22 protein-coding genes are annotated in these 26,157 nt (G+C 65.3%); 8 read left to right on the top strand and 14 right to left on the bottom strand.

From position 1 onward, the window contains the following. The first annotated feature begins 28 nt into the window (after positions 1-28). Positions 29-739, top strand: coding sequence for a ribonuclease activity regulator RraA (locus HG262_RS06645; RefSeq protein WP_105557239.1), 711 nt, complete (start codon positions 29-31; stop codon positions 737-739). 59 nt (positions 740-798) lie between these two features. Beyond that, on the top strand, positions 799-1,788 hold the full coding sequence (locus HG262_RS06640; RefSeq protein WP_169270263.1) for a tripartite tricarboxylate transporter substrate binding protein: 990 nt from the start codon (positions 799-801) through the stop codon (positions 1,786-1,788). A gap of 22 nt (positions 1,789-1,810) precedes the next feature. Here the strand turns inward: HG262_RS06640 and HG262_RS06635 are convergent, their stop codons facing one another. Both HG262_RS06635 and HG262_RS06630 read right to left on the bottom strand, forming a co-directional pair. Further along, positions 1,811-2,767: a tripartite tricarboxylate transporter substrate binding protein gene (locus HG262_RS06635; RefSeq protein WP_169270262.1), complete on the bottom strand. Its 957-nt coding sequence runs from the start codon at positions 2,765-2,767 to the stop codon at positions 1,811-1,813. A 23-nt stretch (positions 2,768-2,790) separates the two neighbouring features. Further along, entirely contained in the window at positions 2,791-3,693 is a 903-nt protein-coding gene (locus tag HG262_RS06630) for a dihydrodipicolinate synthase family protein (RefSeq protein ID WP_169270261.1), read from the bottom strand. A 280-nt stretch (positions 3,694-3,973) separates the two neighbouring features. On the opposite strand from HG262_RS06630, the gene HG262_RS06625 reads away from it, so the two are divergent. Further along, positions 3,974-4,699: a GntR family transcriptional regulator gene (locus HG262_RS06625; RefSeq protein ID WP_169270260.1), complete on the top strand. Its 726-nt coding sequence runs from the start codon at positions 3,974-3,976 to the stop codon at positions 4,697-4,699. 33 nt (positions 4,700-4,732) lie between these two features. Here HG262_RS06625 and HG262_RS06620 read toward each other — a convergent pair whose 3' ends face one another. Together HG262_RS06620 and HG262_RS06615 are read right to left on the bottom strand one after the other, a co-directional pair. Further along, the gene (locus tag HG262_RS06620) at positions 4,733-5,719 is read right to left on the bottom strand and encodes a tripartite tricarboxylate transporter substrate binding protein (protein WP_169270259.1); all 987 of its coding nucleotides are present in this window, start codon (positions 5,717-5,719) and stop codon (positions 4,733-4,735) included. 110 nt (positions 5,720-5,829) lie between these two features. Next, a complete protein-coding gene (locus HG262_RS06615) occupies positions 5,830-6,954 on the bottom strand; it encodes a muconate/chloromuconate family cycloisomerase (RefSeq protein WP_169270258.1) in 1,125 nt (374 codons plus the stop codon). 107 nt (positions 6,955-7,061) lie between these two features. Between HG262_RS06615 and HG262_RS06610 the strand changes: the two genes are divergently transcribed. Continuing rightward, positions 7,062-7,943, top strand: coding sequence for a LysR family transcriptional regulator (locus HG262_RS06610; protein ID WP_169270257.1), 882 nt, complete (start codon positions 7,062-7,064; stop codon positions 7,941-7,943). On the opposite strand, the gene mug is transcribed toward HG262_RS06610, so the two are convergent. Both mug and HG262_RS06600 read right to left on the bottom strand, forming a co-directional pair. Continuing rightward, the gene (gene mug / locus HG262_RS06605) at positions 7,870-8,460 is read right to left on the bottom strand and encodes a G/U mismatch-specific DNA glycosylase (protein WP_169270256.1); all 591 of its coding nucleotides are present in this window, start codon (positions 8,458-8,460) and stop codon (positions 7,870-7,872) included. The two genes, HG262_RS06610 and mug, sit on opposite strands and share 74 nt — an antisense overlap. An 11-nt stretch (positions 8,461-8,471) precedes the next feature. Further along, positions 8,472-9,461, bottom strand: coding sequence for an SLAC1 anion channel family protein (locus tag HG262_RS06600; RefSeq protein WP_169270255.1), 990 nt, complete (start codon positions 9,459-9,461; stop codon positions 8,472-8,474). A 99-nt stretch (positions 9,462-9,560) separates the two neighbouring features. Between HG262_RS06600 and HG262_RS06595 the strand changes: the two genes are divergently transcribed. After that, complete coding sequence (locus tag HG262_RS06595) at positions 9,561-10,469, top strand: LysR family transcriptional regulator (protein ID WP_169270254.1); 909 nt, start codon at positions 9,561-9,563, stop codon at positions 10,467-10,469. 123 nt (positions 10,470-10,592) lie between these two features. On the opposite strand, the gene HG262_RS06590 is transcribed toward HG262_RS06595, so the two are convergent. From HG262_RS06590 to HG262_RS06570, 5 genes are all read right to left on the bottom strand, one after another. Next, positions 10,593-11,780 carry a hypothetical protein gene (locus HG262_RS06590; protein WP_169270253.1) on the bottom strand — a complete coding sequence of 396 codons (1,188 nt, stop codon included), beginning with the start codon at positions 11,778-11,780 and terminating at the stop codon, positions 10,593-10,595. A 151-nt stretch (positions 11,781-11,931) separates the two neighbouring features. Then, positions 11,932-12,435 carry a hypothetical protein gene (locus tag HG262_RS06585; protein ID WP_169270252.1) on the bottom strand — a complete coding sequence of 168 codons (504 nt, stop codon included), beginning with the start codon at positions 12,433-12,435 and terminating at the stop codon, positions 11,932-11,934. A gap of 44 nt (positions 12,436-12,479) precedes the next feature. Next, positions 12,480-13,388, bottom strand: coding sequence for a hypothetical protein (locus HG262_RS06580; RefSeq protein ID WP_211186987.1), 909 nt, complete (start codon positions 13,386-13,388; stop codon positions 12,480-12,482). A gap of 318 nt (positions 13,389-13,706) precedes the next feature. Further along, positions 13,707-15,047: an MFS transporter gene (locus HG262_RS06575; protein WP_169270251.1), complete on the bottom strand. Its 1,341-nt coding sequence runs from the start codon at positions 15,045-15,047 to the stop codon at positions 13,707-13,709. 239 nt (positions 15,048-15,286) lie between these two features. Continuing rightward, positions 15,287-16,105 (bottom strand): leucine-rich repeat domain-containing protein, encoded by an 819-nt coding sequence (locus tag HG262_RS06570; RefSeq protein ID WP_248293260.1) that lies wholly within the window; start codon positions 16,103-16,105, stop codon positions 15,287-15,289. Positions 16,106-16,316: 211 nt separating this feature from the next. Here HG262_RS06570 and HG262_RS06565 point away from each other — a divergent pair, with 211 nt between their 5' ends. Further along, entirely contained in the window at positions 16,317-16,946 is a 630-nt protein-coding gene (locus HG262_RS06565; protein WP_169270249.1) for an arylsulfatase, read from the top strand. 96 nt (positions 16,947-17,042) lie between these two features. Here the strand turns inward: HG262_RS06565 and HG262_RS06560 are convergent, their stop codons facing one another. From HG262_RS06560 to HG262_RS06550, 3 genes are all read right to left on the bottom strand, one after another. Next, entirely contained in the window at positions 17,043-17,909 is an 867-nt protein-coding gene (locus tag HG262_RS06560; RefSeq protein WP_248293268.1) for a tripartite tricarboxylate transporter substrate binding protein, read from the bottom strand. Between the two features lie 107 nt (positions 17,910-18,016). Beyond that, the gene (locus HG262_RS06555; protein ID WP_169270247.1) at positions 18,017-19,081 is read right to left on the bottom strand and encodes an NADPH:quinone oxidoreductase family protein; all 1,065 of its coding nucleotides are present in this window, start codon (positions 19,079-19,081) and stop codon (positions 18,017-18,019) included. Beyond that, positions 19,081-20,292, bottom strand: a complete 1,212-nt coding sequence (locus HG262_RS06550; protein ID WP_169270246.1) for a CoA transferase — start codon at positions 20,290-20,292, stop codon at positions 19,081-19,083. Before HG262_RS06550 ends, HG262_RS06555 begins: the two co-directional genes overlap by 1 nt. Before the next feature lie 90 nt (positions 20,293-20,382). Between HG262_RS06550 and HG262_RS06545 the strand changes: the two genes are divergently transcribed. Together HG262_RS06545 and HG262_RS06540 are read left to right on the top strand one after the other, a co-directional pair. Next, complete coding sequence (locus HG262_RS06545; RefSeq protein WP_169270245.1) at positions 20,383-21,342, top strand: LysR family transcriptional regulator; 960 nt, start codon at positions 20,383-20,385, stop codon at positions 21,340-21,342. A gap of 376 nt (positions 21,343-21,718) precedes the next feature. Continuing rightward, positions 21,719-26,157, top strand: a 4,439-nt coding sequence (locus HG262_RS06540) for an autotransporter-associated beta strand repeat-containing protein (protein ID WP_248293259.1), incomplete at its 3' end; no start/stop codon positions are given.

Below are 26,157 nucleotides of genomic sequence, written 5' to 3'. Positions count from 1 at the left end.
CGCCCCCCCCGGAGTCATCGTGTCCCAAATGAATCCCGAAACCCGCGCCCGCCTGGCCGGCATCAGCACGGCCACGCTGTGCACGGCCCTGTTCAAGCGCGGCCTGCGCAACCAGTTCATCCAGGACGTGCGCCCGTTGAACGCCAATCTGCCCAATATGGTCGGCCCGGCTTTTACCTTGCGCTATATCCCTGCCCGTGAAGACCTGAACACCATCAAAGTGTTCGAAGACCGCTCGCACCCGCAGCGCGTCGCGGTCGAGACCTGCCCGGAAGGCGCGGTGCTGGTCATGGACAGCCGCAAAGACGCGCGCGCTGCGTCCGCAGGTTCCATCCTGGTCACGCGCCTGATGAAGCGCGGCGTGGCGGGTGTGGTCACCGATGGCGGTTTTCGAGATTCCCCCGAAATCGCCGAGCTGGGCTTTGCCGCCTATCACCAGAGGCCGTCGGCGCCCACCAATCTGACATTGCATCAGGCGCTGGACATCAACGCGCCCATCGGCTGCGGCGACGTGGCCGTGTGGCCGGGCGACATCGTGGTGGGCGACCGCGAGGGCGTCGTGGTGATCCCCGCGCATCTGGCCGACGAGATCTCGGTCGAGGCCGTGGAAATGACCGCCTTCGAAGACTTCGTGACCAGCCAGGTGCAGCAGGGCGCGTCCATTCTGGGCCTGTATCCGCCCACCGACCCGGGCACCAAAGACAAATTCGCCGCGTGGCGCAAAGAACAGGGCCGTTGAGCCTTGCCGCCGGCCGTCCGGCCGGCGACCCATACCTATAAATCAAGGCAGGAGACATCATGAATAAGCAACGACGCAGCGCGTTGGGCGCGCTGCTGGCCGGCGCCGCCCTTGGCCTGGCGGCCATGCCAGCCAGCGCCGCCGACTGGCCCGCCCAGAAGCCGATTTCCTACGTGGTGCCGTTCACCGTCGGCGGTTCGACCGACGTGGTGGGCCGGGTGTTGGCCCAGAAGCTGGGCGACCGCCTGCATCAGAACGTCATCGTCGAAAACAAGCCTGGTGCTGCCGGCGGCATCGGCGCGACCTATGTGGCCAAGGCGCCGCCCGACGGCTACACGCTGTTCGGCGGCACCATCAGCACGCACGCCATCAACGCCAGCCTGTACAAGAACCTGAAGTACGACCCGGTGAAGGACTTTGAACCGGTGTCCCTGATCGCCTACCTGCCCAATGTGCTGCTGGTGGATCCCAATCTGGGCGTGAATTCGGTGGCCGACCTGATCGCCTTGCTCAAGCGCGACCCGAACAAGCGCACGTTCGCGTCTTCCGGCGCGGGCACGTCCACCCACTTGGCCGGCGAACTGTTCTCCAGCATGATCGGCGTGCCGCTGACGCATGTGCCGTACAAGGGCACGCCGCCCGCGATGGTGGACGTGTCGTCCGGCGCTGTGACCTTCATGTTCGACCAGATGACGGCGGCCTTGCCGCTGTTGCAGACGGGCAAGCTGAAGTTGCTGGCCGTCACCACGAAGGACCGCATCTCGCTGGCGCCTGACGTGCCGACCATGCAGGAGGCCGGCGTGCCGGGCTTCCAGATGGCTTCGTGGCAGGCCGTCTATGCACCCAAGGGCACGCCCAAGCCGATCCTGGACAAGTTGGCGCAGGAAATCGCGGTCATCCTGAAAGAGCCCGACGTCCAGGAAAAGCTGGGCAAAACCATGGGCATGGAGCTGGTGGGCAGCACGCCGGATGAACTGCGTGCGCTGATGGCCACCGAGATCCCCCGTTGGGCCGAGGTCGTGAAGACATCCGGCGCAACGGTGGAATAGGGCGCGAAAGCCCCGGCTGGACCTACGGTTTCAGGTTCAGCTTGGGCACCAGGATGTTGAAGGCCTGTTCCTGGCGGGCCACGTCGGCGGCGAACTGCGGTTGATCGGCATAGGACGGCGTCAGGTTCTGCTTGCGCATCAGGCTCTGGAATTCCTTGGATTGCGCCACCTGGCCGGCGGCGGCGCGCCATTTCGCCACCGCGTCCGCAGGGGCGGATTTGGGCAGGCCGATGCCACGCCAGACGCTGAATTGCAGGTCGGCGCCGCGTTCCTTCATGGTCGGCACGGCGGGCAGGTTTTCCAGGCGTTGCGGCGCCATCACTGCCAGCGTGCGCAGCTTGCCGGTGTCAACGTGCTGCTGCAGTTCGGCGTAGGCGACCGTCGTGGCTTGCACGTCGCCCGCCAACAGGCCCATGATGGCCGGCGCCGATCCCTGATAGGGCACGTGCACGAACTGCACACCGGTCTGTTCGCCCAGCGCCGCGGCCGCCATGTGCGGCACGGTGCCGATGCCTGCGTTGGATACCGCCACCCGCTCCGGGTTCTTCTTGGCGTACTCCAGGAACTCTTCCACTGTTTTCCATGGCGCATCGGCACGCACCGTCACCGACGACGGATCGTCCGTGAAGCGCGCGATCGGCAGGAAGTCGTTGACGGTGGTCTTGCCGATGCCCATCAGCGGCACCACCAGCATTTCCGGCGTCATCAGGACGAGCTTGTAGCCGTCGGGCTGCGCGTTGGCCACATACGACCAGCCGATGGAGCCGCTTGCGCCGGGCTTATTGATCACGACGGTGGGCTGGGCCAACAGCGGCGGGCGCACGGCTTCAGCGATAGCGCGGGCGGTGTTGTCGCTGCCGCCGCCCGGCTGGTAGGCGACCACCAGTTCCATGGAGCGGACGGGATAGTCTGCGGCATGCGCGGCGGACTGGGCAATCAGGGCGCTGAGGATCAGCGCGGGCAGGCGGATGAGTCGCATGGTGGCGGTTCCGGAATCAGTGATCAGTAGCCCAGGGCGGACAGGTCCGCGAGCGTCTGTTTGGTGATGGCGATGGTGCGTTCGCGTTCCGCGCCGGCAAGGTCCAGGCGCGGTGGCTTGACGGTTTCGGCGCTGCCGGTGATCAGGTGCTCGGCCAGCTTGATGTGCTGTACCAGCTTGACCACCGTGTCCAGGTGGAACAACGGCGTCAGCGCCGCGTACAGCTTGCGGGCACGCACGAAATCGCCCTCGGCAGCCAAGCGCAGCAAGTCGACCGAAGCCTTGGGAACGGCGTTGGCCATGCCCGATACCCAGGCGGTCACGCCCAGGGCGGCGCTTTCCAGCACCAGGTCGTCCACGCCGCAGACCACCGCCAGACGGTCGCCGAAACGGCTGATCAGGTCGGTCACGCGCGTCGTGTCGTAGGACTCTTCCTTGATGGCCACGATGGTCGGTTCTTCCAGCAATTCGGCCACCACGTCCGGCGTCAGGTCGACGCCATAGCCGCGGGGGTTGTTGTAAAGCAGGATGGGCAGGGGGCTTGCCTGCGCCACCGCCCGGTAGAACGCCACCGTTTCACGATTGTCCGACTTGTAGGTCAGGCCCGGAAAGACCATCAGGCCGTTCACGCCGATCTTCGCGGCTTCCTGTGCGAACGCGGCGGCGCGGGCGGTTCCGGTTTCGGCCACGCCGGAGATCACCGGCACGCGCCCGCGCACGGTTTCCACGGCCGTGCGCAGGACCGTCAGTTTTTCGTCGGGCGATAGTTGGGCGTTTTCACCCACCATGCCCATCATGACGACGCCGCCCACGCCGCTGGCGATCAGCCGTTCCAGGCCTTGGCGCAATGCGTCCAGGTCCAGCGAGAAATCGGGATTCAGTTTGGTGGTGACGGCGGGAAAGACGCCTTGCCATTGAATGCTCATGCTGCCGCTCCTGATGCGTGCCCGCCTGTTTGTTTCAGGCGGATATTGGTTATTGGATATTGGATCCAAAAATTAAACGTCAAAAAAACGAGGCGATTTGCCTCGGAGCGCCGCATCGTTAGATGGCGGCGTTAGTCACTGGATCATGGATCCAATATACTTACATTAAACGGGCATCGTGTACCGGCTGTCTCTCAGGGTTTTCCTGGGAATAACGGACTTGATGCCGGCATTCCCTGTCGCCTGGCGTTTGCCGGCGGCCCAACCAGGCAGGTTTCACGTGTCCCAGCATTCGCCGCTTTCCGCTTCCCCGACCCGTCCCCAGACCGGAACCGCCGGGCGGCTTGTCCGCAAGACCGCTGTCGATCTGGTGGTGGACGAACTGCGCGACCGCATCCTTTCGGGCGTGATCCCGCCGGGTTCCGCGCTGCGCCAGGAGTTGTTCGCGGAAGAGCTGGGCGTGAGCCGCCTGCCGGTGCGCGAGGCCATCCGCCAATTGAGCGCCGAAGGGCTGATCGACATGATCCCGCATCGGGGCGCCTATGTGTCGATGCTGTCGCGTGCCGAAGTGCAGGAGTTCTTTGATATCCGCATGCGGCTGGAGCCTTGGCTGTTCCGCCTTGCCGTGCAGCAGCATGACCGCGGCGATCTGGACCTTGCCGAAGCCGTGGTGGCGCAGATGGACGCGGCGGCGCCCGAGCAGTGGGGGCGGCTGAATTGGCAGCTTCACGAGTTGCTGTACCGGTCCGCGCAACGGCCGGCGGCGCTGGGCATGGTCCGTGCGCTGCACGAAAAATCCGAACGCTATTTCCGGTTCCAGATCGTCAATGCGCCGATCCGCCAACAGGCCCATGACGAGCACCGGGAATTGATCGCGCTTAGCCGCCAAGGCCAGGCGGAAAAAGCAGAGGCCGCGTTGGAACGGCACATCGGGCTGGCCGCCGAGCAGATCCTGGCCATTGTCGACCATCTGCTGGATGCCTCGGCGACGCTTGCGCCCGCTTAAGGTATTCAGGCGGGCAGTGCCCGCCCCGCCGCATCAGTTGATCTTGATGTTGCGTTCCTTGACCAAGGTCTTCCACTGTTCGGTTTCTTTGGCCAGATGGTCGCGCAGCGCGTCCGGGCTGCTGCCGATCGACTCCGCGCCGATCGAATCCAGCGTCGCCTTCACGTTCAGCTCGGCCAGCGCCGTGCGCATGGCGTCGTTCAGCTTGGCGACCACTTCCGGCGGGGTGCCGGCGGGAGCGAAGGCCGCGAACCAGGGCATCAGCTCGTAGCCCGGCACGCCGGCTTCCTGCAGGGTCGGCACATCGGGCAGGGCGGCGGAGCGCTTGGTCGTGGTAACCGCCAGGGCACGCAGTTTGCCGGTGGTGATGTGCGGTTTGGCGGACGTGATGCTGTCGAACATGTAGTCGACCTGGCCGCCCAGCAGATCGGCCACAGCCGGGCCGCTACCCTTGTAAGGCACGTGCAGCATGTCGACGCCGGTCATCGACACAAAGAGTTCGCCCGCCAGGTGGATCGACGTGCCCACGCCGGCCGAGGCGTAGGTGTAGTGGTTGGGCTGGGCCTTCGCCTTGGCGATCACGTCTTGCACGCTGGTTGCGCCAGTGCGGGCGGGATTGGTGACCAGCACATTGGGCACCACGGCCAAGAGCGAAATCGGCGCGAAGTCCTTGATGGGGTCGTAGTTCAGGTCGGCATACAGCGCCGGGTTCACGGCCATGCCGTTGGCCACGATCAGGATCGTGTAGCCGTCGGGCTTGGACCGTGCGACCGTGGCCGCGCCGATGTTGCCGCCCGCGCCGGCACGGTTCTCGACGATGACGGACGTGTTCAATTGCTTGCCCATGGATTCGCCCAGCGTGCGGGCGATGCTGTCCATGGCGCCTCCGGGCGGGAAGGGCACGACCCATTTGATCGGACGGTCGGGATAGCTGTCCGCCAGCGCGGCGGACGCGCCGCCCAGCAGCGATAGCGCCAGGACGGCGCGGGCAAAGGGTTTGAGTACATGGCGCATGCGCATGGTTGTCTCCGTGGTGCTTGAATTATTGTGGGTGCGCCCTTCAAGGCGGGCGCGGCCGGGTGTGTCCTGGTGCGTATTACGTTTTGCGTGCGTGCGTGCCCGTGGGCCGGTCAGCGGTCCCGGCGGTAGAAATTCAGTTTGTCTTCGTCCAGCGTCAGTCCCAGGCCGGGGCCAGTGGGCAATTCAAGTTCGAAATCGGCATAGCGCGGCGGGTTGGCGACGATGTCGTCTTTCAGCAGCAGCGGGCCGAACAGTTCGGTGCCCCAGGACAGGCGCGGCAGGCACGCAAAGCCGTGCGCCGATGCGATAGACCCGATCGAGCCTTCCAGCATCGTGCCGCCGTACAGCGACATGCCGGCCGCATCGCCCACGGCTGCGGTGCGCAGCATCTCATACAGGCCACCCGACTTGGCGATCTTCAGCGCCAGCACGTCGGCCGAGCCCTGGCGCGCGATGTCCAGCGCGTCCTCGGGACCGTTCACGGCTTCGTCCGCCATGATGGGCACCACGAAACGCGCGGCCAACCGGGCCATGCCGGGCAGATTGGCGCGCGGGATAGGCTGTTCGATCAGGTCGACGCCGGCCGCTTCCAGGCGCGCGATGGCGCCGGCGGCATCGGCTTCGTTCCAGGCTTGATTCACGTCCACCGTCACGCGGGCGCGGTCGCCCAGCGCTTGCTTGATGCGCGACACGTGCGCCACGTCTTCCGACACGGCGCGGCGGCCCACTTTCAGCTTGAACGTATTGTGGCGGCGGCTGTGCAGCAGCGATTCGGCTTCTTCAATGTCGCGGGCGGTGTCGCCGCTGGCCAGCGTCCACAGCACCGGCATGCGCGTGCGCACGGCGCCGCCCAGCAGGGTCGATACGGGCACGTTCAGGCGCTTGCCTTGGGCGTCCAGCAGTGCGGTCTCCAGCGCGGACTTCGCAAAGCGATTGCCGCGCGCCACCTTTTCCAGGCGCTGCATGGCCGCATGGATGTTGGTCGCGTCCATGCCGGCCAGCGCCGGGGCCAGATAGGTATCGATAGCCAGCTTGATGCCTTCGGGGCTTTCTTCGCCATAGGACAGGCCACCGATGGTGGTGGCTTCGCCAATGCCTTCGATGCCGTCGCTGCAGGTCAGGCGAACGACCGCGAGCGTCTGACGCTGCATGACGGCCATGGCCAGTTGGTGGGCGCGGATGGTGGGCAGGTCCACCAGAATGGTCTCGACCGAGAGAATGCTTGCCGGATTCATACTTTTATTGCCAAGAATGTCGCGATTTTGCCAGTATGGCTTGCGCTTTCTCATTGAGTCCAAGACTATATAGGTTCCGATTCATACCTTTACAGTCTAAATAAACCATGCAACTCAGACAGTTGCGCTATTTCCAGGCCGTCGCGGAAGAGGGCAGCTTCACACGCGCCGCCGCCCGTCTGCACATCGCCCAGCCGCCGCTCAGCCGGCAGATCCGCCAATTCGAGGACGCACTGGGCGTGCAGCTGTTTGAACGCACGACCCGCGCCTTGCGGCTGACCGAAGCCGGACGCTTCCTGCTGGAGCAGTCCAGGCTGCTGACCGCGCGGCTGGACGAAGTGCTGGAAGGCACGCGCCGTCTTGGGCAAACGCAGCGGCGCTGGTTCGGCATCGGTTTCGTGCCGTCGACCCTTTATGGATTCGTGCCCGAACTGATCCGCCAATTGCGCAGCGCGGATCCGCAGGTGGAAGTGGGGTTGACGGAAATGACCACGCTGCCCCAACTTGAGGCGTTGAAGGCTGGGCGCATCGACCTGGGAATCGGCCGGATCCTGTTCGATGATCCGGCGATCGAACGCCGGGTGCTGATGACCGAACCGCTGATGGCTGCCGTGCCGCGGCATCATCCGCTGGCGGCGATGGGCAGCGTATCGGTGGACCGCCTGGCGCAAGAGCCTTTCGTGCTGTATCCGGCCAGGCCGCGGCCGAACTTCGCGGACCACGTGCTGGGGCTGTTCCGCGCGGCGGGCTACGCGCTGCAGGTCGTGCAGGAAGCCAACGAGTTGCAGACGGCGATCGGTCTGGTGGCGGCGGGCCTGGGCGTGTCAGTGGTGCCGGCTTCGGTGCAGCGCCTGCAGCGGCAGGATGTGGTCCATGTGCGGATCGAGGGCGACGCGTTCGTGTCGCCGGTGATTGTCAGCTACCGCAAGGACGACCAGTCAGCGTTCCTGGCGCGGGCGTTGGCATTGGCGGCGGGGTTGGCGACGTAGCAGCAACTAGTGCCCGATAGGCGCCCACCAGGTCGTCCACGCTGAACAAACGGTTCAGCCCGCTGGGGTTCGGCAAGACCCATGCCTGGGCGCCGCCGAAAGGCTCTGCCTGGCGTCCCCACAAGACCTGCCGCTGTCCGGAGATGGCCGCGTAAGCGGCTTTGCCCAGGAAGGCGATGTGGGCGGGACGATACCGCTGGATCTTTTGCCGCAGCGCCATTGCCGAATCCAGCAGTTCCTGCCGCGACAACTGATCCGCGCGCGCCGTTGGCCGGCCCACCGCCGTGGTCAGCCCGCAACCGTAGGCAAGCAGGTCCCGATCGTCGGCGGGGCGGATTTGCATGGGGGTGAACCCGGCCAGATGCAGGACCCGCCAGAAGCGGTTGTTGGCCCCGTCGAAATGATGGCCCGTCGCCGCGGCCCGCAAGCCGGGATTGATGCCGCAGAAGACCACGGCCAGATTTTCCGACAGCAGGTCCGCCAGGGCGGGCGGCGGAGTGGGGACGTGGACAGGCATGAGGAATTGTCTCAGGCGGCCAGCAGGCGGCCGTTGCAAAGGATGTGCAGCGTCTTGACGAAAAGCACCGCGATCGCAAGCGTCAGCAAGGCCAGCAAGAGTATGGCGATGGCCGTGATGGGCCACGCCTGCACGAACGCCGCGTACTTCAATGCGGCGCTGGCCAGCGCCGCCATCGGGAAGCTGATCGCCCACCAGCCGGATGCGAACGGAATGCCGCGGCGGAACACTTTCGGCGCCAGGGCCAGGAAGATGAACAGACCGAAGTAGAACAGCAGGCCCGCGAACGCGTCGATGCGTTGCGTGAAGCTGGTGTAGGCCAGGAATCCGACCGCGAACGGCGCCATCAGGATCAGCAATGACGGAACCATGCTGGCGGGCAGCGGCTCGTGGTGAATCATCCGCGACATGATCATGGTGAAGAACAGCAGGGCGATCATCGTACCCACCGCCAGCGCGAACAGGTTGACTTCATGCGCCCAGGGCATTGGCATGGCGCCGCCCGTGACGGCGATATCCAAGGTGGCCACGCCAGGGATGAACCAGGCGGGGACGGCGTGCGCGGCATCGATTTTGCCTTTCAATAGCCGGCTGGCGATCACGAAACTGAGCGCCACGGTCAAGATCGCGCCCAACGTCCAGACCGCCTCAGCCAACGGCGCGCTTAACGGGGCGATGACGGAAGACAGCAGCAAGATGGCGATGGTGATCGTGCCGAAAAAATTGCCCGCGACAGGGTGGCGGTATTCGCCCAGCACCGCGTCGGGATGGCGCAGCGCCTTGGCAAGGTAGCTTAGGGCCAGGACCACGAATACGACCAGCGCGGCGATGCCGGCGGCCTCGCCCATGAGGGGGCTTACCCCGAACGCCTGGCTGGCCTGGCGCCATGCGATGGACAGCCCTGCAATGCCCATCACCGACGCGAACAGGTTGACCGGCAAATGCCTGAGGGACGTGTGCCTGGATAAAGGCTGCGGGCAGGGATTCGACAATAGGGACACAGCGCGTGCTCCGACTTCTTGAAGACGCAGAGCATATTTGTTTTCAGATAAATAGATAATCCGATATTATTGGGAATATTATTTCCAGAATTCGAGAATATGGCGGATCGGCTCGAATCCATGTCCATCCTGGTGGCGGTCGTGCACGCGGGCAGCTTCTCTGCGGCGGCGCGCGATCTCAAGATGCCGCTGGCCACCGTCAGCCGCAAAGTCGCGGATCTGGAAGCGCACCTCAGCACGCGTTTGCTGCATCGTTCCACCCGCCAGCTGTCCTTGACCGAAGCGGGCCAGGCGTACGTCGCCGCTTGCCGGCACATCCTGGAGGCCGTGGGCGAGGCAGAGCGCGCAGCGGCTGGCGAGTATGCCGCGCCGAAAGGCGAACTTGTTCTTACCGCGCCGATCGTCTTCGGCCGCCTGCACCTGTTGCCCGTGGTCGCGGCGTTCCTCAAGACCTATCCGGACATCGACGTGCGCATGGTGTTGACAGACCGCGTGGTGCCCTTGATTGAAGAACATGTCGATGCCGCATTGCGGATCGCGGATTTGCCCGACAGCAGTTTCATCGCAGCGCCGATCGGCTGGGTGCGCAGGGTGGTGTGCGCAAGCCCTGCCTACCTGGCCGAACACGGCACCCCGGCGCATCCGCGGGAACTGGGCCGCCATGCCTGCATCACGTTTGAACAGATGGCGTCGCGGCAGGTCTGGAACTTTGCGTCCGGCAAGTCCGAAATCGCCGTGCCCGTGCGGTCGCGGCTGGCGGTCAGCACGGCCGAAGCCGCCGTCGATGCGGCGGTGGCGGGCGTGGGAATCACGCGCGTGGTGTCGTATCAGATGGCCGACGCGTTGCAGGCCGGCGCGCTCCGGATCGTGCTTGCGCCGTACGAGCCGACACCATGGCCCATCAACCTGGTGCATACCGGGCAAGGTATCCTGCCGTTGAAACTGCGCGCCTTTCTCGATTTCGCGGTGCCGCGCCTGAAGGCAAGGGTGGCCGGACTGGCCGATTGACGGCGCGCTGGCGAACGCCTTGCACCTTTCCTATACCTGGCGGGCCGCCATCAGCGGCTTCGCCGTGATACAGACCAGGCGAGGCGATCCGCGCGCGCCTTCCCCTGTTGATGCCAAGATGCGTCAGGCCGCGATTGACCAATGCGGCAGCGCCTGAACCTCCGGAACTTCCGGCAGTGCAATGTCGGCATGGCCCGGGCGTACCCAGCGCACCCGCTCGCGCGTCGCGTCGATGCAGCCGCCCTGGTCATACACGCCTTGCGGATCGCGGATCCGCGTCATGCGCGCCAGCACGTCGGCGGTCGCCGTGGGGTCGTCCAAGGTCTGCCGTACGCGCGCCTTGACGATCTGTTCGTCGATGAAGGGCTTGCCGGCGGCGTCCGTGCGAAGCCCGTGGCGCCAATGGAAGATCTCGACGCACTTGGTCGCCAGCGTGAACGGGCGGTCGCGTTCCCAGAAATTATTGAACTCGCCATTGCCCAGGTAGAACACCCATGACCCCTCGTACCCTTCGACGTCGGACGAGGCCGCGTCCGGGTTGCGGAACCACAGCCGGTCGCCCGGTACGTAGAAGCGATGGGGCAGGGGGACGGCAAGTGAACCGTACTCGTGCAGAAAGGCCTCGTGGAAGCGGCCGGACATGACCGCGCGCGTTTCCCATTGGCGTTGCAGGCGGCGGCCCAGTTCGGGATTGGCATGCTGCAGCTCCTGCGCAATGCCCAGAACCGTCACGTACTCCGTCGCCCGATAGCACGAGAACGCGTACAGCTGGCCCGACGCCTCGGGTTGCGTGGCTTTGCGCAGGCCCTCGATCAGCGACCGCCCCGGCAGCACGGTGAAGCCCCGAGCCTCGTCGTAGGTCCAGTAGTCCGACGGCCGTTCGGCATGTTCGGTGTCGAAGGCCAACGCGGTCTTGCGCGCGGCCTGGACGATATAGCGGCGGATGCGCACCGCCGATTCCAGTTCCGCGATGTCGGGAAAGGTGAATGCGACCGGGCTGGCCAGCATCGCCAGCACGATTTCGCGGTCCAGATCGACGTCGTCGGCGTCCGTGCGCAGGTTCAATGCGCGGGCGACGCCGGTCGTATCATGGCCCGGCATGCAGGCTGCGGCGAAGGCGGTGTTAAGCCACGCCTGGGCGCCGGGCGCCGCGCCGGCCACGCCGGAACAGTTCGCCGTATCGCGTAGGCCCAACGCCGACAGGTAGTGCTGGATGGCGTGCAGCACGGCGGCTGCCTGGCGTGCCTCGGGCGGTGCAATACGGATGCCGCCCCGGTCAGGATATGTCGATGAAAACTGAAGGAACGGCATGACAGACGAACCGGGAATGCGATTCGGAAATTGTAGTCATGCGGGCTTAATAACAGCTTTAAGCGACCCCCGTGAAACCGCCTGTTTTACCGAGATTTTGCCGCATTTCAGGCGTATTTCAGCCGTGCTTCAGCGGAGTTTCAACCGGCTTTCATGGTTGTTGCGAGGTGTTTGCGCGCGGTGTTCCGGGCACGCCATGGAACAGCAGCGTGCACACCACGGCCGCGGCCAGGCCGGGCAGGGCGCCCGCTTTGATGGCGTCGACGGCATAGGCCAGCCGCGCCGTTCCGAACGCCGCCAGCAGGAACAGAAACCCGTACGCCGTACCCGCTGCGCATACCCACGCCAGGCGCGGCCAGGAGGGCTGCGAAAGTTTCAACGCGCCTGCCGTCGAGCCGCACAGCACCGCGGGCGCCACGCCGAAAAGATAGGCGGCGCGCAGTCCGTCAAAACTGTACAGGGTGACCGGAAGCGTCATCGTGGCCATGACGACGAGCCAGCCTATCGGGGGGCCGATCAGCCCGAAAGCCAACGCGCCGGCAAGTACGCTGCGCGCGATGGAGCGTCCGGTATCGCGAGGCTGGCGGCGAACGCATCGATAGACGACGCTTGCCGCCGCAAGCAGTGCAATCAAGACAAGCAGGATCAGGTTCATGGCGTAACAAGTGAAGCCGCCACGTGCGCAGCGGCGCAAACGCGTTATTGGCTGACGTACCGCTTGGTCTTGGCGTCGAACGTGTAATGCGTGACGTCGGCGGCGCCCAGTTGGCGGGTTTTGTTCGGCCCCGAGATCGTCGTGCCGCTGGGCTTGACCGCCACGCGCGGCATATCGTTGGCGGCGTCCGCGGTGAACACCAATTCGCCGGTGCTGCTGGTGCACGGCATGACTTCGCCATCCGAGCAGGCGGCGCTGTTGTCTTCACCTGTCAGGACGCTGCCCACATACGTCCAGACGTTGCCGTCCGATTCCGTTTTCAGCCGTTCGGGATCGAACACCAGCAGGGAATAGCCGTCGCTGTTGATGCCGTTGTCGAAACTCGTGTCGGGCACGGCCAGCAGCAGCTTGCCGGCGGGCGTGCGGTATTCGACCGGCTTGCGGCGAGTGTCGACGTCGGGGGCGCGTTCGTACGCGCCGAATTCGCCGATGGTGTGTTCCATGCCACGGAATTTCCAGGGGCGTTCGGCCGCCGGGTCATTCAGCACAAACGTGGATTCGGCGATATTGACCTGCGTACCGGGGCCGACCTGATCTTCACCCGGTTTGCCATAGCGTTCCGCGGTCTCCCAGACGAAGCCCGTGTAGTAATGCGTGCCTTCCGATTCGAAGGCATGGCCGAACCAGTACGTGGCGATGCTGCCGTTCGCCACTTCGTAAGACGTCTCGCCTTTGCCGTCGATCTGATAGATGAAATACATCACCGTGGCGGCATCGGGAGGCGTCACGGCGGCGGCTGCGGATTTTTGTATTGCTGGCGCGGCGCTGTCCGTGGCGGCGAGCGCGGGCGCCGGGCCGCTCAGGACGGCAAAGGTGGAGGCAAGCAGGCCGGCCATGGCGGTGCGGACGCACCGGCGGCGGAAACGCGGGCTGACCTTCATAAGGGTTCTCATGAGTTGGGAAACGTCCTGTCGAATTTCTATAAAAATGTTTTGATTGTTGATGTCGGTATAGAACGGTCGATCTGCCGGTGTGGGTGGGCATGCAAACGTGATGGTGGCCGGCAGATTTGGGATGCGGAGGCGAGTATACGAGGCCTGTTTATCGTCCAGGCTTCACGATATTGCAGGTATTGCTAGCCTGTTACATTTGAGCTTCTGATCGTGTCATCCGCCTGGCACGGGCCCCGACGCGCTGACGCGGCTGATGGCGCCGCCGTGCCCGGCATGGTGGCGCGCCCCGTGTGGCATTACATCCCCGGAAAGGGCGCTTCAGCCGCCCGAGGCGGGTGGCGTTTCCTGCGCGGCCGACAGGACCGGCTCCGCCGCGTCCGTGCCGGGTACGACATTGGTCAGGTCTTCGGTCATTTCGTGGTCCAAGGCACCTTGGACCAGGTCTTCGGTGACGCGCAGTTCCACGCCGGCAGGCGACATCTGGGCGGCCGCGGCGAATGGAGCGACAGGCGAGGGGGCCGGGCGTTCGCGGCGGCGCCACATGAAGAAGGCCATGAGGCTGGCGTTCAGCAGCGCAAAGCACCAGAACAGCCCGGCCGCGCCGTACTTCGCCATCACCTGAGAAATCGCCAGCGGGCTCAGCGCCGACCCGAGTGAATTGATCAGCAACAGGCCTTGGATCATGCGCACCAGCGCATCGGCGGGCGCCCGGTCGGCGGCGTGGCTCACCGCCACCGGATAGATGGCGAACACGCCGCCGCCCAGCAGGAACAGCAGGACGATCAACAGCGGCGACCCGGGGGGCAACAGCAGGATCACGAGGCTGAGCACGGTGCAGAAAATGGCCAACGCGATCAGCACGACCTGTCGGTCGCGCAGGTCCGACCAGCGGCCGACGGGATACTGCAGCACCATGGCGCCCAGGATCACGGCGCCCATCATCTTGCCGACTTCGGCGACCTCCAGCCCGATGCGCTGCAGGTACAGCGGCAGCAAGGTATACACCGCCGCGATCGCGACACCCGAACCGAAGCAGCCGACGACCCCGGTGGGCGTCATGCGGATCAAGTGTTGGGGCATCAGCGGTTCGACGCGCTCGACCAGCGGAGAAATTCGCGGAATGATGACCATCGGCATCACCGACAACGAGGCCAGCAGCCCGGCCACCATGAACGGCGCCATGTCGCCCAGCTGCGTCAGGGCGCCAAGCTGGATCTGGCCCAGCATGCCGGACCCGTACAGGGAAATCATGTAGAACGCCAGCAACCGCCCGCGCATCTTCGGGTCGCCGGCCAGCAGCAGCCAACTTTCCACCACCAGGAACACGCCGACGCTTGCCCACCCGTTGATCAGCCGCAGCACGAACCATGCCTCGGCGCTGAAGACCAGCCCTTGCAGCAACACCGTCACCGCGATCAACGACGCGAAACTGCTGTATGCCCGGATATGGCCGATGCGCACGATCAGCCGGTCGTTGAAGATCGCGCCCAGCGTCAGGCCGATGAAGTACGACGACGAAATCAGGCCGATGACGGTGGCGGACTCGCCGGCCGCGTCCAGTCGCAGGGTGGTAAGGGAAGCAATGAAAGCGTTGCCGATGCAGACAACGAACAAGCCAAGAAGCGGCCCCAGGACAAGCGCCAACAACTGCCGAGACATGACATCCTCGATCGCGAAAAGCGGAATACACCCGGCCTGGCCGGATCACTGCAATGAAAAGTCAGGGGAAAGCGCGGAGGGCGCCGTTGCGGGCCTGCCGTGGTCCTTCTGAGGGGGAGTGTTGTCGCCGAAAGGCGAAAACCGCGGGGATTGTAGCGCCGTTCGTTGGGCGGGCCGTTCAGCGGGCCAGGGGGCTGAAACCCCTTCCCGGTTACAAGCGTCGCCGCGCGCCACCGCTGCTATTGTGTCGCCGCAATATTCGTGCGCCGCAAGCCGGCGCGCAAGGTATGTTCCAGATCGCCCAACCCGATATTGCCGCAACCGACCAGCGTCAGTTCCTGCAGTGCGGGCAGTTCGCCCAGGACATCAATGTCGGCGATTCGCGTGCAGTACTGAATGTCCAACCGCTCCAGGCCCGGAAGCGCGGCGACCGGGCGGATCGCTTGCAACATGCCCTGGTTCTTCAGCCGCAGCGAACGCAATCCGGCAAGCTGTTCGATACCGGACAGCGTTTTCAAGGTGCGGCCGCCCAGCAAGCCAAGCGCCAGCAGCGGCAATTCGGCGATGCGATCGAATACCGACGAATCGAATGGCACGTTCCACAGGTTCAGTTCCCTGAGTGGCAAGCGCAACGCGCGGTCCAGCAGCACGCCGCGCCGGTCTGGAACCGTGGACAGCGATATCAGCGTGGGGAATTCTTCCGGCTCGAAGCGGAACGTCGCGTCTACCGTCAGCGCCTCCAGCCTGGGCATCGGACCGGCCTTCCAGGTATACGCACCTTGCTCTGGATGCAGGGAAAGGTGACGCAGGCTGGCGGGCAGCATGTCCGCGCGCAACCCTGTCATGAGACTGGCCGGGATGGCGCCAGGCCCCACAGACAGGTGAATCAACGACGGCAGCCGGGCGATGAGCGCCGGCAGTTCTTGCAGCGGGTCCTCGTGGGGCGCCCAGAGGTGGACGTCCTCGATCGTGGCCAGCGTCGCTTCGTCTGGCGGCGCGTCGTACAACAGGACGCGGTCAGGCGACCCGGGGAAATACGCACGCTGGCGGCTATGCATGCACCGCCAGGTCTGGTCCCGGCTTGGCCGAGGCGTTGAAAACGGGATGAACGACATGCGGCCTTCCAAACAATCCGTCGGGAGGCAAGTTTACGACGTGGGGATGGCGGGGTGGCGGGAATTGACGATACCAGTATGGCCAATGGCCTTGTTGCAGCACGGGACCGATAGAACAATCCCTGTCGAACATAACTTCGAAAGGATGGCTCGCATGAGAATTTCGTTTTTGCACACGATGGGAAGCAACGAAGCGGTCTTCGGATGCGCGGCCATGAAAGCGGGTTGGTCAGCAGACCAGATACGTCATACGGTTCGCGCAGACCTTCGGCAGGCAATGGAGAAGACGCCGGCGCCGGGCGGCGACGCGCACGACCTTGTCCACGAAACGCTGCGGGCCTTGGCGGTCGAGGCTGATGCGGTGATTGTGACTTGCGCGACGCTCGGTCCTGCAGTCGACACCATGCAAGCGTCCTCGGTTCCCATTATCCGGGCAGATGCGGCCTTGGCGGCGGCGGCGGCTCGCGCTGGGAATAACCTTGCCGTGCTCTGTGCAGTTGAATCGAGCGTTGCGCCCAATCAGGCACTCTTTGCGCACTACGCGGCGGCTACCGGCGCCCGCGTGACCGTCCAGTTGATTCCCGGCGTCTGGGCGCTTTACCAGGAAGGGAAACAACACGCGTGGATGGCGGCATGTGCGCAGGCGGCATGCGAGGCGCACGCCCAAGGCTTTGATGTGGTGGTTTATGCCCACCCATGGATGGCGGAAGCTGGCGAGTCAGTGGGAAATGCGTGTCGGCCGTTGCACGGCGTGCAGGCGGCACTGGACGCCGTCCGTGTTTGACCTTTGAAGGATGTGCCAGTCCGAGGTTCTCTGCGGCGGAGTCTACCGCGAGGGCATCTCCGCCGGAACGAAGAACCTGAAAGCGCCCGGGTTCCACTATTGCGGCGTGATTTGCGCCGCCTTCACGATGTCGCGCCACTTTTCTCCCTCGGAGGCAGTGAAGCGTGCGAAGGTGGTCGGGTCCGATCCCACCGGCTTGGCACCCAGTCCTGCGTATTGGGTCACGACGTTGGGCTGCTTGAGCGCTCGCGCGGCATGGTCGGCCAGCTTGGCCACGATCTCGGGCGGCGTGCCCTTGGGCGCCCACAGGCCGTACCAGGTGCTGATATCGAAGCCCGGGAAACCGGATTCCGCCATGGTCGGCACGTCGGGAAGCTCATCCACCCGCCGCGCGGTCGTGACCGCCACCGCGCGCAGCTTTCCGGACTTGATGAACGGCATGGCCGATGGCATCGAGTCGAACATCAACTGGATCTGTCCACCCACCAGATCCGTCAATGCCGGCGCGCTGCCCTTGTAGGGCACGTGCTGCATCTGCAGGCCGGAGCGCACCTTGAACGACTCGCCCGCAAGCTGCTGAGCCGAGGCAGACCCCGCCGAACCGAAGTTCAGCGCCTGCGTCTTGCCCTGCGCGACCAGGTCCTGAACGGTGCGGACCTTGGCCGTCTGCGGCACGACCAGCACCAGCGGCACGTCCGCCAGCTGGGTAATGGGCGCGAAATCCTTGAAGGCGTCGTAGCGCATCGTCGCGTAGATGTACGGATTGATCACGTGCAGCGATGCGTTGGCCAGGAAGGTATAGCCATCCGGCGCGGCGCGCGCCACAAGATCGGCGCCGATCATGCCGCTTGCGCCGGGCTTGTTGTCCACGATGATGTTCTGGCCGATGGTCTTGGACATTTCCGCCGCCACCAGGCGCGCCACGATATCCGTCGGGCCGCCCGGCGGGTAGGGGACGATCATGGTGATGGGCTTGGTGGGAAACGCGGGGTCCGCGGCCAGCACGGTCAAAGGGCCTGCGGCAAGGCCCAAGGCGAGCGCGGCGGCGGCCAGCTCTCTGGCGTGTCGCGCTAGGCGGGAGCTGCTCGCCCTGGGGGCGAGTCGGGCGGTGATGGCGTGCATGGGTTTGTCTCCGTCGTTATTGTGATCGCCACCTTGCCGACGACTTGTCGGCTTTCCAGGGCGGCGAGTGCTGCGGCAAGACCGGTGATCGGATAGATCGCCGTTACAGCTGGCCGGATCCGCTTGCTGCGGGCCCAGTCAAACAAAGTGGACATCGTGCGCTGCATGGCGGGCGCGTGGACGATGCGTTCGTCGGCGGGCGTCCAGCCTATGTAGCGGCCAAAGAAAAATCCATGCAGGGCAATGTTCTTCACAAGCAACAGGTTCAGCGGCACGTCGGGAATGCGGCCGCTGGCGAAGCCGACCGAGACCATCCGTGCATTGGCCGCCGCCGCCCGCACGCTGCGTTCGAAGGCGTCGCCGCCCACGGCGTCCAGCACGACGTCGGCCCCGCGCCCGCCGCTTGCCGCCTTGACCGCCTGCGCCATGCCTTCGTCCGCGGCGAACGCGTGCGAGGCGCCCGCGGCCAACGCGGCCTGTCGTTTGGTGTCCGTGCTGGCGCACGCCAGCACCGTGGCGCCCAGCGACGAGGCGATTTCCACGGCCGCCAGGCCGACGCCGGATCCGGCTCCCAGCACCAGCACCGTGTCGCCGGGTTGCATGGCGGCACGCCACAGCAAGGCGCACCAGGCCGTCCCGTAGGAAATGGGAATGGGCAGGGCGGACAGCAGCGGCAAGTCGTCGGGTACGGGGTAGACGGTGTGCTCGGGCAGCGTCAGGCGTTGCGCGTAGCAACCCCAGCGCGACAGCGCCACCACTTTGTCGCCCGGCTTCAGGCGCGTGACTTGCGCACCGCAGGCAATGACGCGCCCGGCCGCTTCGGTGCCAGGCACAAAGGGCAGGGGCGGCCGACTTTGATAGCTGCCTTCGATCAGCAGCTTGGTCGCGTGGCTGACGCTTGCGTATTCCACGGCGACCGTGACGTCGTGGGGACCAGGGGCGGGGGCGTCCGCGATGTCTCCCGGCAAGACGTCCTCAACCGGACCATGGCGTTGGCAGATCAGCGCGCGCATCAGCGGTCCTCCTGCGCCGATGGCGCCTGGCGCAGCACGCCCACGTCCAGCATGGATTGGATGTCCGAAGGCGGCACGCCCCAGTCCGTCAACACGGCGACCGTATGCTGGCCGACCGCAGGCGCAGCCTGCAACGACCGCCGGGCAGCCGCGCCGGGTACGCGCGCAAACGGCAGGGACTCGCCGCCGGGCTGCGCCAGCGGCTCCAGCAGGCCGATATGCGCGGCCTGCGGATGCGCGGCCAGGCTGTCATAGTCCCTGACCCGGGCATGCAGCACGTCTTCGCGCGCCAGGCGCTCCACCCAATGCGCGGCCGGCTGCGCCGCCAGTTGAATGGACAGTTCGCGGTGCAGGCGCTCGCGCTGCGCCATGCGGCCGGCGTTGCTGGATAGCGCCGGATCGGCCAGCCAGTCGGGCCGGTCCAGCGCGCGGCAGAGCCGGGCAAACTGGTCGTTGTTCAGCGCCAGGACCGACAGGCTTGCGTCCGCCGTATTGAATACGCCATTGGGCGCGCTGACCGCGCCCGTCGCGCGCGCGCCTGTCATGCCGAACGCCAGGATGTCGTTCACCTGCAATGCGGCGCAGGCCTGGAACAGGCTCAACTGCACGTGCTGGCCGCGGCCGCTGCGCGCCTGCTGATACAGGGCGGCGCTGGTGGCCTGGACGGCATAGAGCGCGGTGGCGATGTCGGCCATCAGCAACCCGATCCGGCGCGGCTCGCCCTCGGGCGTCTGGTTCGCGAACATCAGCCCGCTGTCGGCCTGCATTACCGAGTCCGAGGCCGGCGCGTTCGAGCTGGGGCCATCCGGGCCGTAGCCGCTGATGGACACGTACACCAGGCCCGGGCAGCGCTCGGCCAGGCTGTCATAGCCCACGCCCATGCGTTCCGCCACACCGGGGCGGAAATTCTGGATCAGGATGTCGGCGCGTTGCGCCATTTGCGCCAACAAGGCTTTGCCCTGCGGCTGGCGGGCATCCACGCATACGCCGCGCTTGCCCACGTTATAGGCAATCGACAACGCGCTCTGGCCGTCGCGCACGACGCCCACATGGCGGCCCCAATCGCCGTCCGGCGGCTCCACCTTCACAACGTCGGCGCCTTGCTGCCAGAGGATCTGGGCGCAGTAGGGGCCCGCGATTCCCTGGCTGAGGTCCAGTACGCGCAGGCCTGAGTAGGGGCCGCAAGCGGGGTCGAACGGCGGGATGGGCATGGTTGCGATAAGGCTAAGGACAATGCGGTCGATGCTAGACTCGCCGACAGAATTGGACAATCTACGTATTTGTGCCTGGAATGGTGAACCATGATTGACAATATGCCGGATCTGAACCTGGTCAGACTCTTCGTGGCGATGGTGGAGTCGCGCAATCTGAGCGCCGCCGCCGTGCGTTGCGGCATGACGCGTTCGAACATGTCTCATCGTTTGAAGCGGCTTGAATTGGATCTGGGCGCGCAACTCTTCCGGCGGACCACCCGGCATGTCGAGCTGACGCAAGCCGGGCAATTGCTTTACCAGCATGGCATCCGCCTGCTTGACGAAATGCGCGCGGTGCAAGCCGCCATCGACAGCCTGGACGGGGCCGTCCGGGGAGACGTTCGCATCCGGCTGCCGACGGGCCTGGGCCATCTTTATCTGGCGCCCGTGCTGCTCGATTTCGCGCGCACCCATCCCGACATTTCGCTGCGCGTGCATATCAACGACGGCATCGGCGACTTGATCTCCGCTGAAGTCGATATCGCGTTGAAGATCACCTCATCGCCGCCCGAGGATCACGTCGCGCGCCGCGTCTGCGGGATCCAGTGGTGCCTGTGCGCCTCGCCGGCTTTCCTGGCGGATAACGGGCCGGTCCAGCAGATGGAGCATCTGGGGCGTTGCGACCTGATTGCGCCGCAGTCCCTGGGCCGTCGCTTTGACCTGCGTCTTAAGCAAGAGCACGGCGACCCGCTGATCCTGCGCGTGGCGCCAAGGCTGCAATCGGGCGACTACCCATTTCTGCGGGATGCGGTCCTGGCGGGGCTGGGCGTGGCCTTGCTGCCCCGTTACGCGGTATGGAGCCAGTTGCGCGACCGGACGCTGGTTGAAGTGCTGCCCGAGTTCGAGCCCGAAGGCGTGGGCGACGCCATCTACCTGCTCACCGCGCCCAACCGCTTCCCGTCGATGGCGACGCGCGTGCTGGCCGACTTCATCCGCGAGCACATCGAACGGCATTTGCAGGACTGGGACAGGAGCGCCCGCGGCACACCTTCCGCTGCGCGGAAGTGAGGGAGCACACGAAAATACCAAAAACGAGGGATGTGCAAAGTTAGAGGCAATCTTTCTAATTGTAATTCCCGAGCTGGCCGTCGTCCCCCAGCGCGAATTCCAATTGCCGCTTGCGGGATATTTCCCTGCGGGCACCCACCACATAGAACAGCCCATGAACCGCACTTATCGCATTGTCTTCAACCGTAGCGTGGGTTTATGGCAGGTGGCAAGTGAGCATGCAAGAGGGCAGGGCAAAAGCGGCAGTCAGACTCGACGCGTGAACGATACGAGACGCAGGGCGATAGGCACCCACGGTGCCGGCATCTCGCAGCGTTACGCACCGACGTTCATACCCGGAGTCCTTGCGGCGGCCACGCTGTTGGCCGCTTGCACCATGTCTCCAGCGGCTACGGCGCAAAGCATCGCCGGCTCGGGCGACGTTCTTCCCTATCACCCGGCAGACTGGGCATTGGCGGAGAACTTTATCGTTGGCGACACGGCTGTCGGTTCACTGCGGATATCGGATGGAGCGTCCCTGTACAACGCCAACGGCGTGGTGGGCAAGGAGGCGAGCGGGATCGGCATGTTCTATGTGGCGGGGTCAGGCAGCCGCTGGGTACTGGGTCAGACGCTGTCCATCGGCGACGGAGGTATCGGCACGTTGAACCTGTGGAACGATGGGCGAGTGCAGGTCTTGGGCTTAGGAACCGTGTCGCTGGCTAAGGCGGCAACGGCGACCGGCGTTATCAACATCGGGGCGACGCCGGGCGCGGCGCCGTTGGCACCGGGCCAACTGCTGGCGAAAGAGGTCTTCTTTGGTGCGGGCACGGCCAAGTTGAACTTCAATACCAATTCGGTGAGTGATTTCTCTGCCAGCCTGAGAAGTGACAACTCAGGCGTCCACGAACTCAATCATTACAGCGGTACCACGCGCCTGATTGCCGACAGCAACGGTTTTCTAGGCAGCATCAACGTAACTGGCGGCGAGCTGCAGATTCTGGACAAGCTGGGTTCCAATGAAAGCACCATTGAGAATGTGTCTGGGTTCGTCACCTCCGCGGCTGTCACGGTAGATGGCCCGAATGCCGTCTGGGCCAACACGGGAAATTTGTTCGTCGGCAGGACCGGCACGGGGGCATTGACGGTGAGCCATGGCGCCCAGGTAAATAACCTGTTTGGCACGGTCGCTGCTTTGCGTAACGGCGCCGCCCAAGTCACGGTGTCGGGCGAGGATTCCGTCTGGCGCAATCGTCAGGCGCTTAGCGTCGGTACGCAAGGAGGACGGGGCAAGGTTTCCGTCGAGGCAGGCGCTAGTTTGTTCAGCGCCGGCGCGTACATCGGCAGCGACGCAACCGGCATAGGCGACCTGACGGTGGCGGGTTCTGGCTCGTCCTGGCATAACGACGGCGATTTGCGAGTGGCCGACCTCACGAGTCAGGGCAATCTGTCTGTCCTGGCCGGTGGCGTGGTGAGCAACAACAGCGCCGTGATCGGCAGCTCGGGAGGCGCCGGCAAGGTGACCGTCGCTGGAGCGGGTTCCGTATGGTCCAGCGACGGCCCGATATCAATGGCCGTGGGGGGCGGCGACGGCACGTTGACCATCGCGGACGGCGGCACGGTCACCACTGGCGTCGCTGGCACACAGGCCGTGGAGTTGGTGAGCAACACGTTCCCGTACCCGGCCGGTTTCGCCACTATCCATATCGGGGGCGAGACCGGCTTGGCTGCGGTTCGAGCCGGCACGCTCAATGCCGCCGAGATCAAATTCGGCGCAGGCATCGCCAACTTGAACTTTAACCACACCGATACGGACCTCAAATTCGCGCCCGCCCTGCGCAGCGTGGGCGCTGGCCAACATCGGCTGAATCAAGTGGCCGGCACAACGGTATTGACGGGGAACAGCGCCGGTTTCACGGGCAAAACGACCGTGTCGGGCGGCAAACTGGTCGTGCTGGACAAGCTGGGCGGGTCGGCCGACGTGTCCAATGGCACCTTGCAGTATGGCGACGGCGCCATCGGCTCGGCGAACCTCCTCTCGGGCAACCTGAGCGTCGCCGGCACCCTGGGCAGGCTATCCATCCAGGGGCCTGCGACGCTGGAGGTGCTGGGTGACCTTGCGATGGCCGACAACACCCTGTTGGCGGTGGGGGCGGGTACGGGCGGCCCCGCTTTGCAGGCCGCCTCGATGTCACTGGGCGACGGCACGGTGCTCAACCTGAGCGGCATTGCCGACGAAACCCAGCTAGGGAAGGTGCTGATCGCCACCCAAGGCGGTATTAGTGGAGATTTCACGTCGGTGAACGTCGGCGGCTTTACGGGCGCGGTGGATTACCTGACCGTTCACACGGGCAAGTCGGTCGACAACCGGCAGTACCTCGCCACCTACGGCCTCAGCTGGACCGCCAACAACAATCTGCGCCACGGTACCTTCACGCTGGCTCAGTCCACCGACCTCTTCAACGTGGGCGCAGCGCTTGGCGATCAGACGGCCAACGCATCGACGGGCTGGAACGGCACGACCTTGACCAAGGCCGGCGCGGGCACGTTGGTCCTGGACGGCGACAATACCTACACGGGCGGCACCGAGATCCGCCAGGGGACGCTGCGCGTGTCAAAGGACGCCAACCTGGGCGCGGCGAGCACCGCGTTGGCCATGACGGACGGGACCTTGGCGACGAGCGGGAGCTTCAGCTCGAACCGGCAGATCAGCCTGTTGCAGAACGGCGCGATTGACGTCGCCAGTGGCACGCGACTGGACTGGAACGGGGTGATCACGGGCGGCGGCAACCTGATCAAGCAAGGCGCCGGCACGCTGGCGCTGACTGGCGCCAATACCTATGGCAACACGCGCGTGCAGGCCGGCACGCTCGTCGGCGACAGCGCGTCGATCCGCGGCAATCTGCAGAACGATGGCACGGTCATTTTCGATCAAACGTGGGACGACAGCGTGTCCGGCCAGATGATCGGCACCGGCGCCATCGTGAAACGCGGGGCGGGCATCCTGACCCTGAATGGCTTGAATACGCTGAACTGGAACATCGAAGCCGGCACGCTCGCAAGCGACGTGACCCGGTACACCGCCAACGCCACGATCGGCGCCGCAGGCACGTTGCGTTTTGATCAGGCCACCGATACCGACTATGCGGGCAGAATCTCTGGCAGCGGCACGTTCGAGAAGACCGGCGCGGGCGCCTTGAGCCTGAATGCGGATAACAGCGCCTTTACCGGCACGACGCGCGTCTCGAGCGGCACGCTGGTCGTGGCCAACACGCTGGGTGGCAACGCTGAGGTGTCCAGTGGCCGCCTGCACGTAACCGGCGTCTTGAGCGGCAATGCGGCCATCGGCAACAACGTCGTGCTGTCAGGCACCGGCACCCTCGGCCAGAATGTCACGCTGACCGGTGGCGTGCTGCAAGGCATGCAAGGCAGCACGCTAAAGGTGGGCGGCAACCTTACCCTGGACAACGCCAGCCGGGTCAACGTGGCGTTGGGAAGCGCCGCGTCCGCCGCCCTGTTCGACGTCGGCGGCGACCTGGCGTTGGCGGGCACCCTGAACGTGACGGAGCAAGGCGCGTTCGGCGCAGGCGTCTACCGCCTGTTCGACTATGGCGGTGCGCTGACCGCCAATACGCTGGCGCTGGGAACCGTGCCCACGGGCACCACGGCCAATGACTTGCGCCTTCAAACGGCCGTGGTTGGCCAGGTCAACCTGATGTCCACGTTTGGCACCACCTTGAGCTTCTGGGACGGCGGCAATGCCGCGCAACGCGACAACGGCGTCATCGATGGCGGCTCGGGAGTCTGGCGGACGGACGGGCTGAACTGGACCAACGAGGACGGCACGCTGAACGGCCGTTTCCAGCCCAACCCGACCTACGCCGTTTTCCAGGGCGCGTCCGGCATCGTGGAGGTGGACGCGGGAGCCGGGGCCGTGGGCGTGACGGGCATGCAGTTCTCGAGCGGCGGCTACCGCGTCCAGGGCGATGCCATCGCGCTGGACGGCGCGGATGGCCAGACTGTCGTGCGCGTGGGGTCGGGCCTGGCCATCGGCGCCGGCACGACCGCCACCCTCGCGTCTCGCCTGACGGGCGCCAGCAAGCTCGTGAAAGCCGATTACGGCACGCTGGTGCTGGCGGGCAACAACACTTATACGGGCGGCACCGAAGTTCGCACGGGCGCGTTGTCCGTGTCGTCCGACGCCAACCTGGGGGCATCAGCAGGCGCGTTGACGTTGAACGGCGGCGCGCTTGCCACCACGGCCAGCTTTGATTCGGCGCGTGCCGTGACGCTGGCGCAAACCGCTGATATCAACGTCGCGGCAGGTACCACGCTGGGTTTGCAAGGGAGCATCGGCGGCGCGGGCAACCTGCAAAAGCTCGGCACCGGCACCTTGACGCTGTCGGGCGCCAACACCTACGGCAACACGCAAGTGCTGGCCGGCACGCTGGTGGGCCATGCGGGGTCGATCCGCGGGGATCTGCTGAACCACGGCGCGGTCGTGTTCAACCAGGCGACCGACGCGACCTATGCGGGTTATGTGTCGGGCACGGGCACGATGGCCAAGCAAGGGGCGGGCGTGTTGACACTGACCGGCGTCAACGCGCAAGACTGGCGCGTCGATGCGGGCACGTTGGCCGTCAGCGCCGGCCGCTACACCAGCAACACCACGATCGCCGCGGGCGCCGAGGTGCGCTTCAATCAAGCCAGCAGCACCTCGTTCAGTGGCGTGCTGGCGGGCGCGGGCCAGCTTACGAAGACCGGCGCGGGCATGTTGCAACTGCTGGGCGACAACAGCGGCTTTGCGGGCCGGACGCAGGTCCAATCCGGCATGCT

The sequence above is a fragment of the Achromobacter sp. Bel genome (genome assembly GCF_012928505.1).
In the GTDB taxonomy this organism is placed as follows: domain Bacteria; phylum Pseudomonadota; class Gammaproteobacteria; order Burkholderiales; family Burkholderiaceae_B; genus Achromobacter.
The sequence above is the reverse complement of the archived record's forward strand: the minus strand, read 5'-3'. Positions and strand labels throughout refer to the sequence as shown.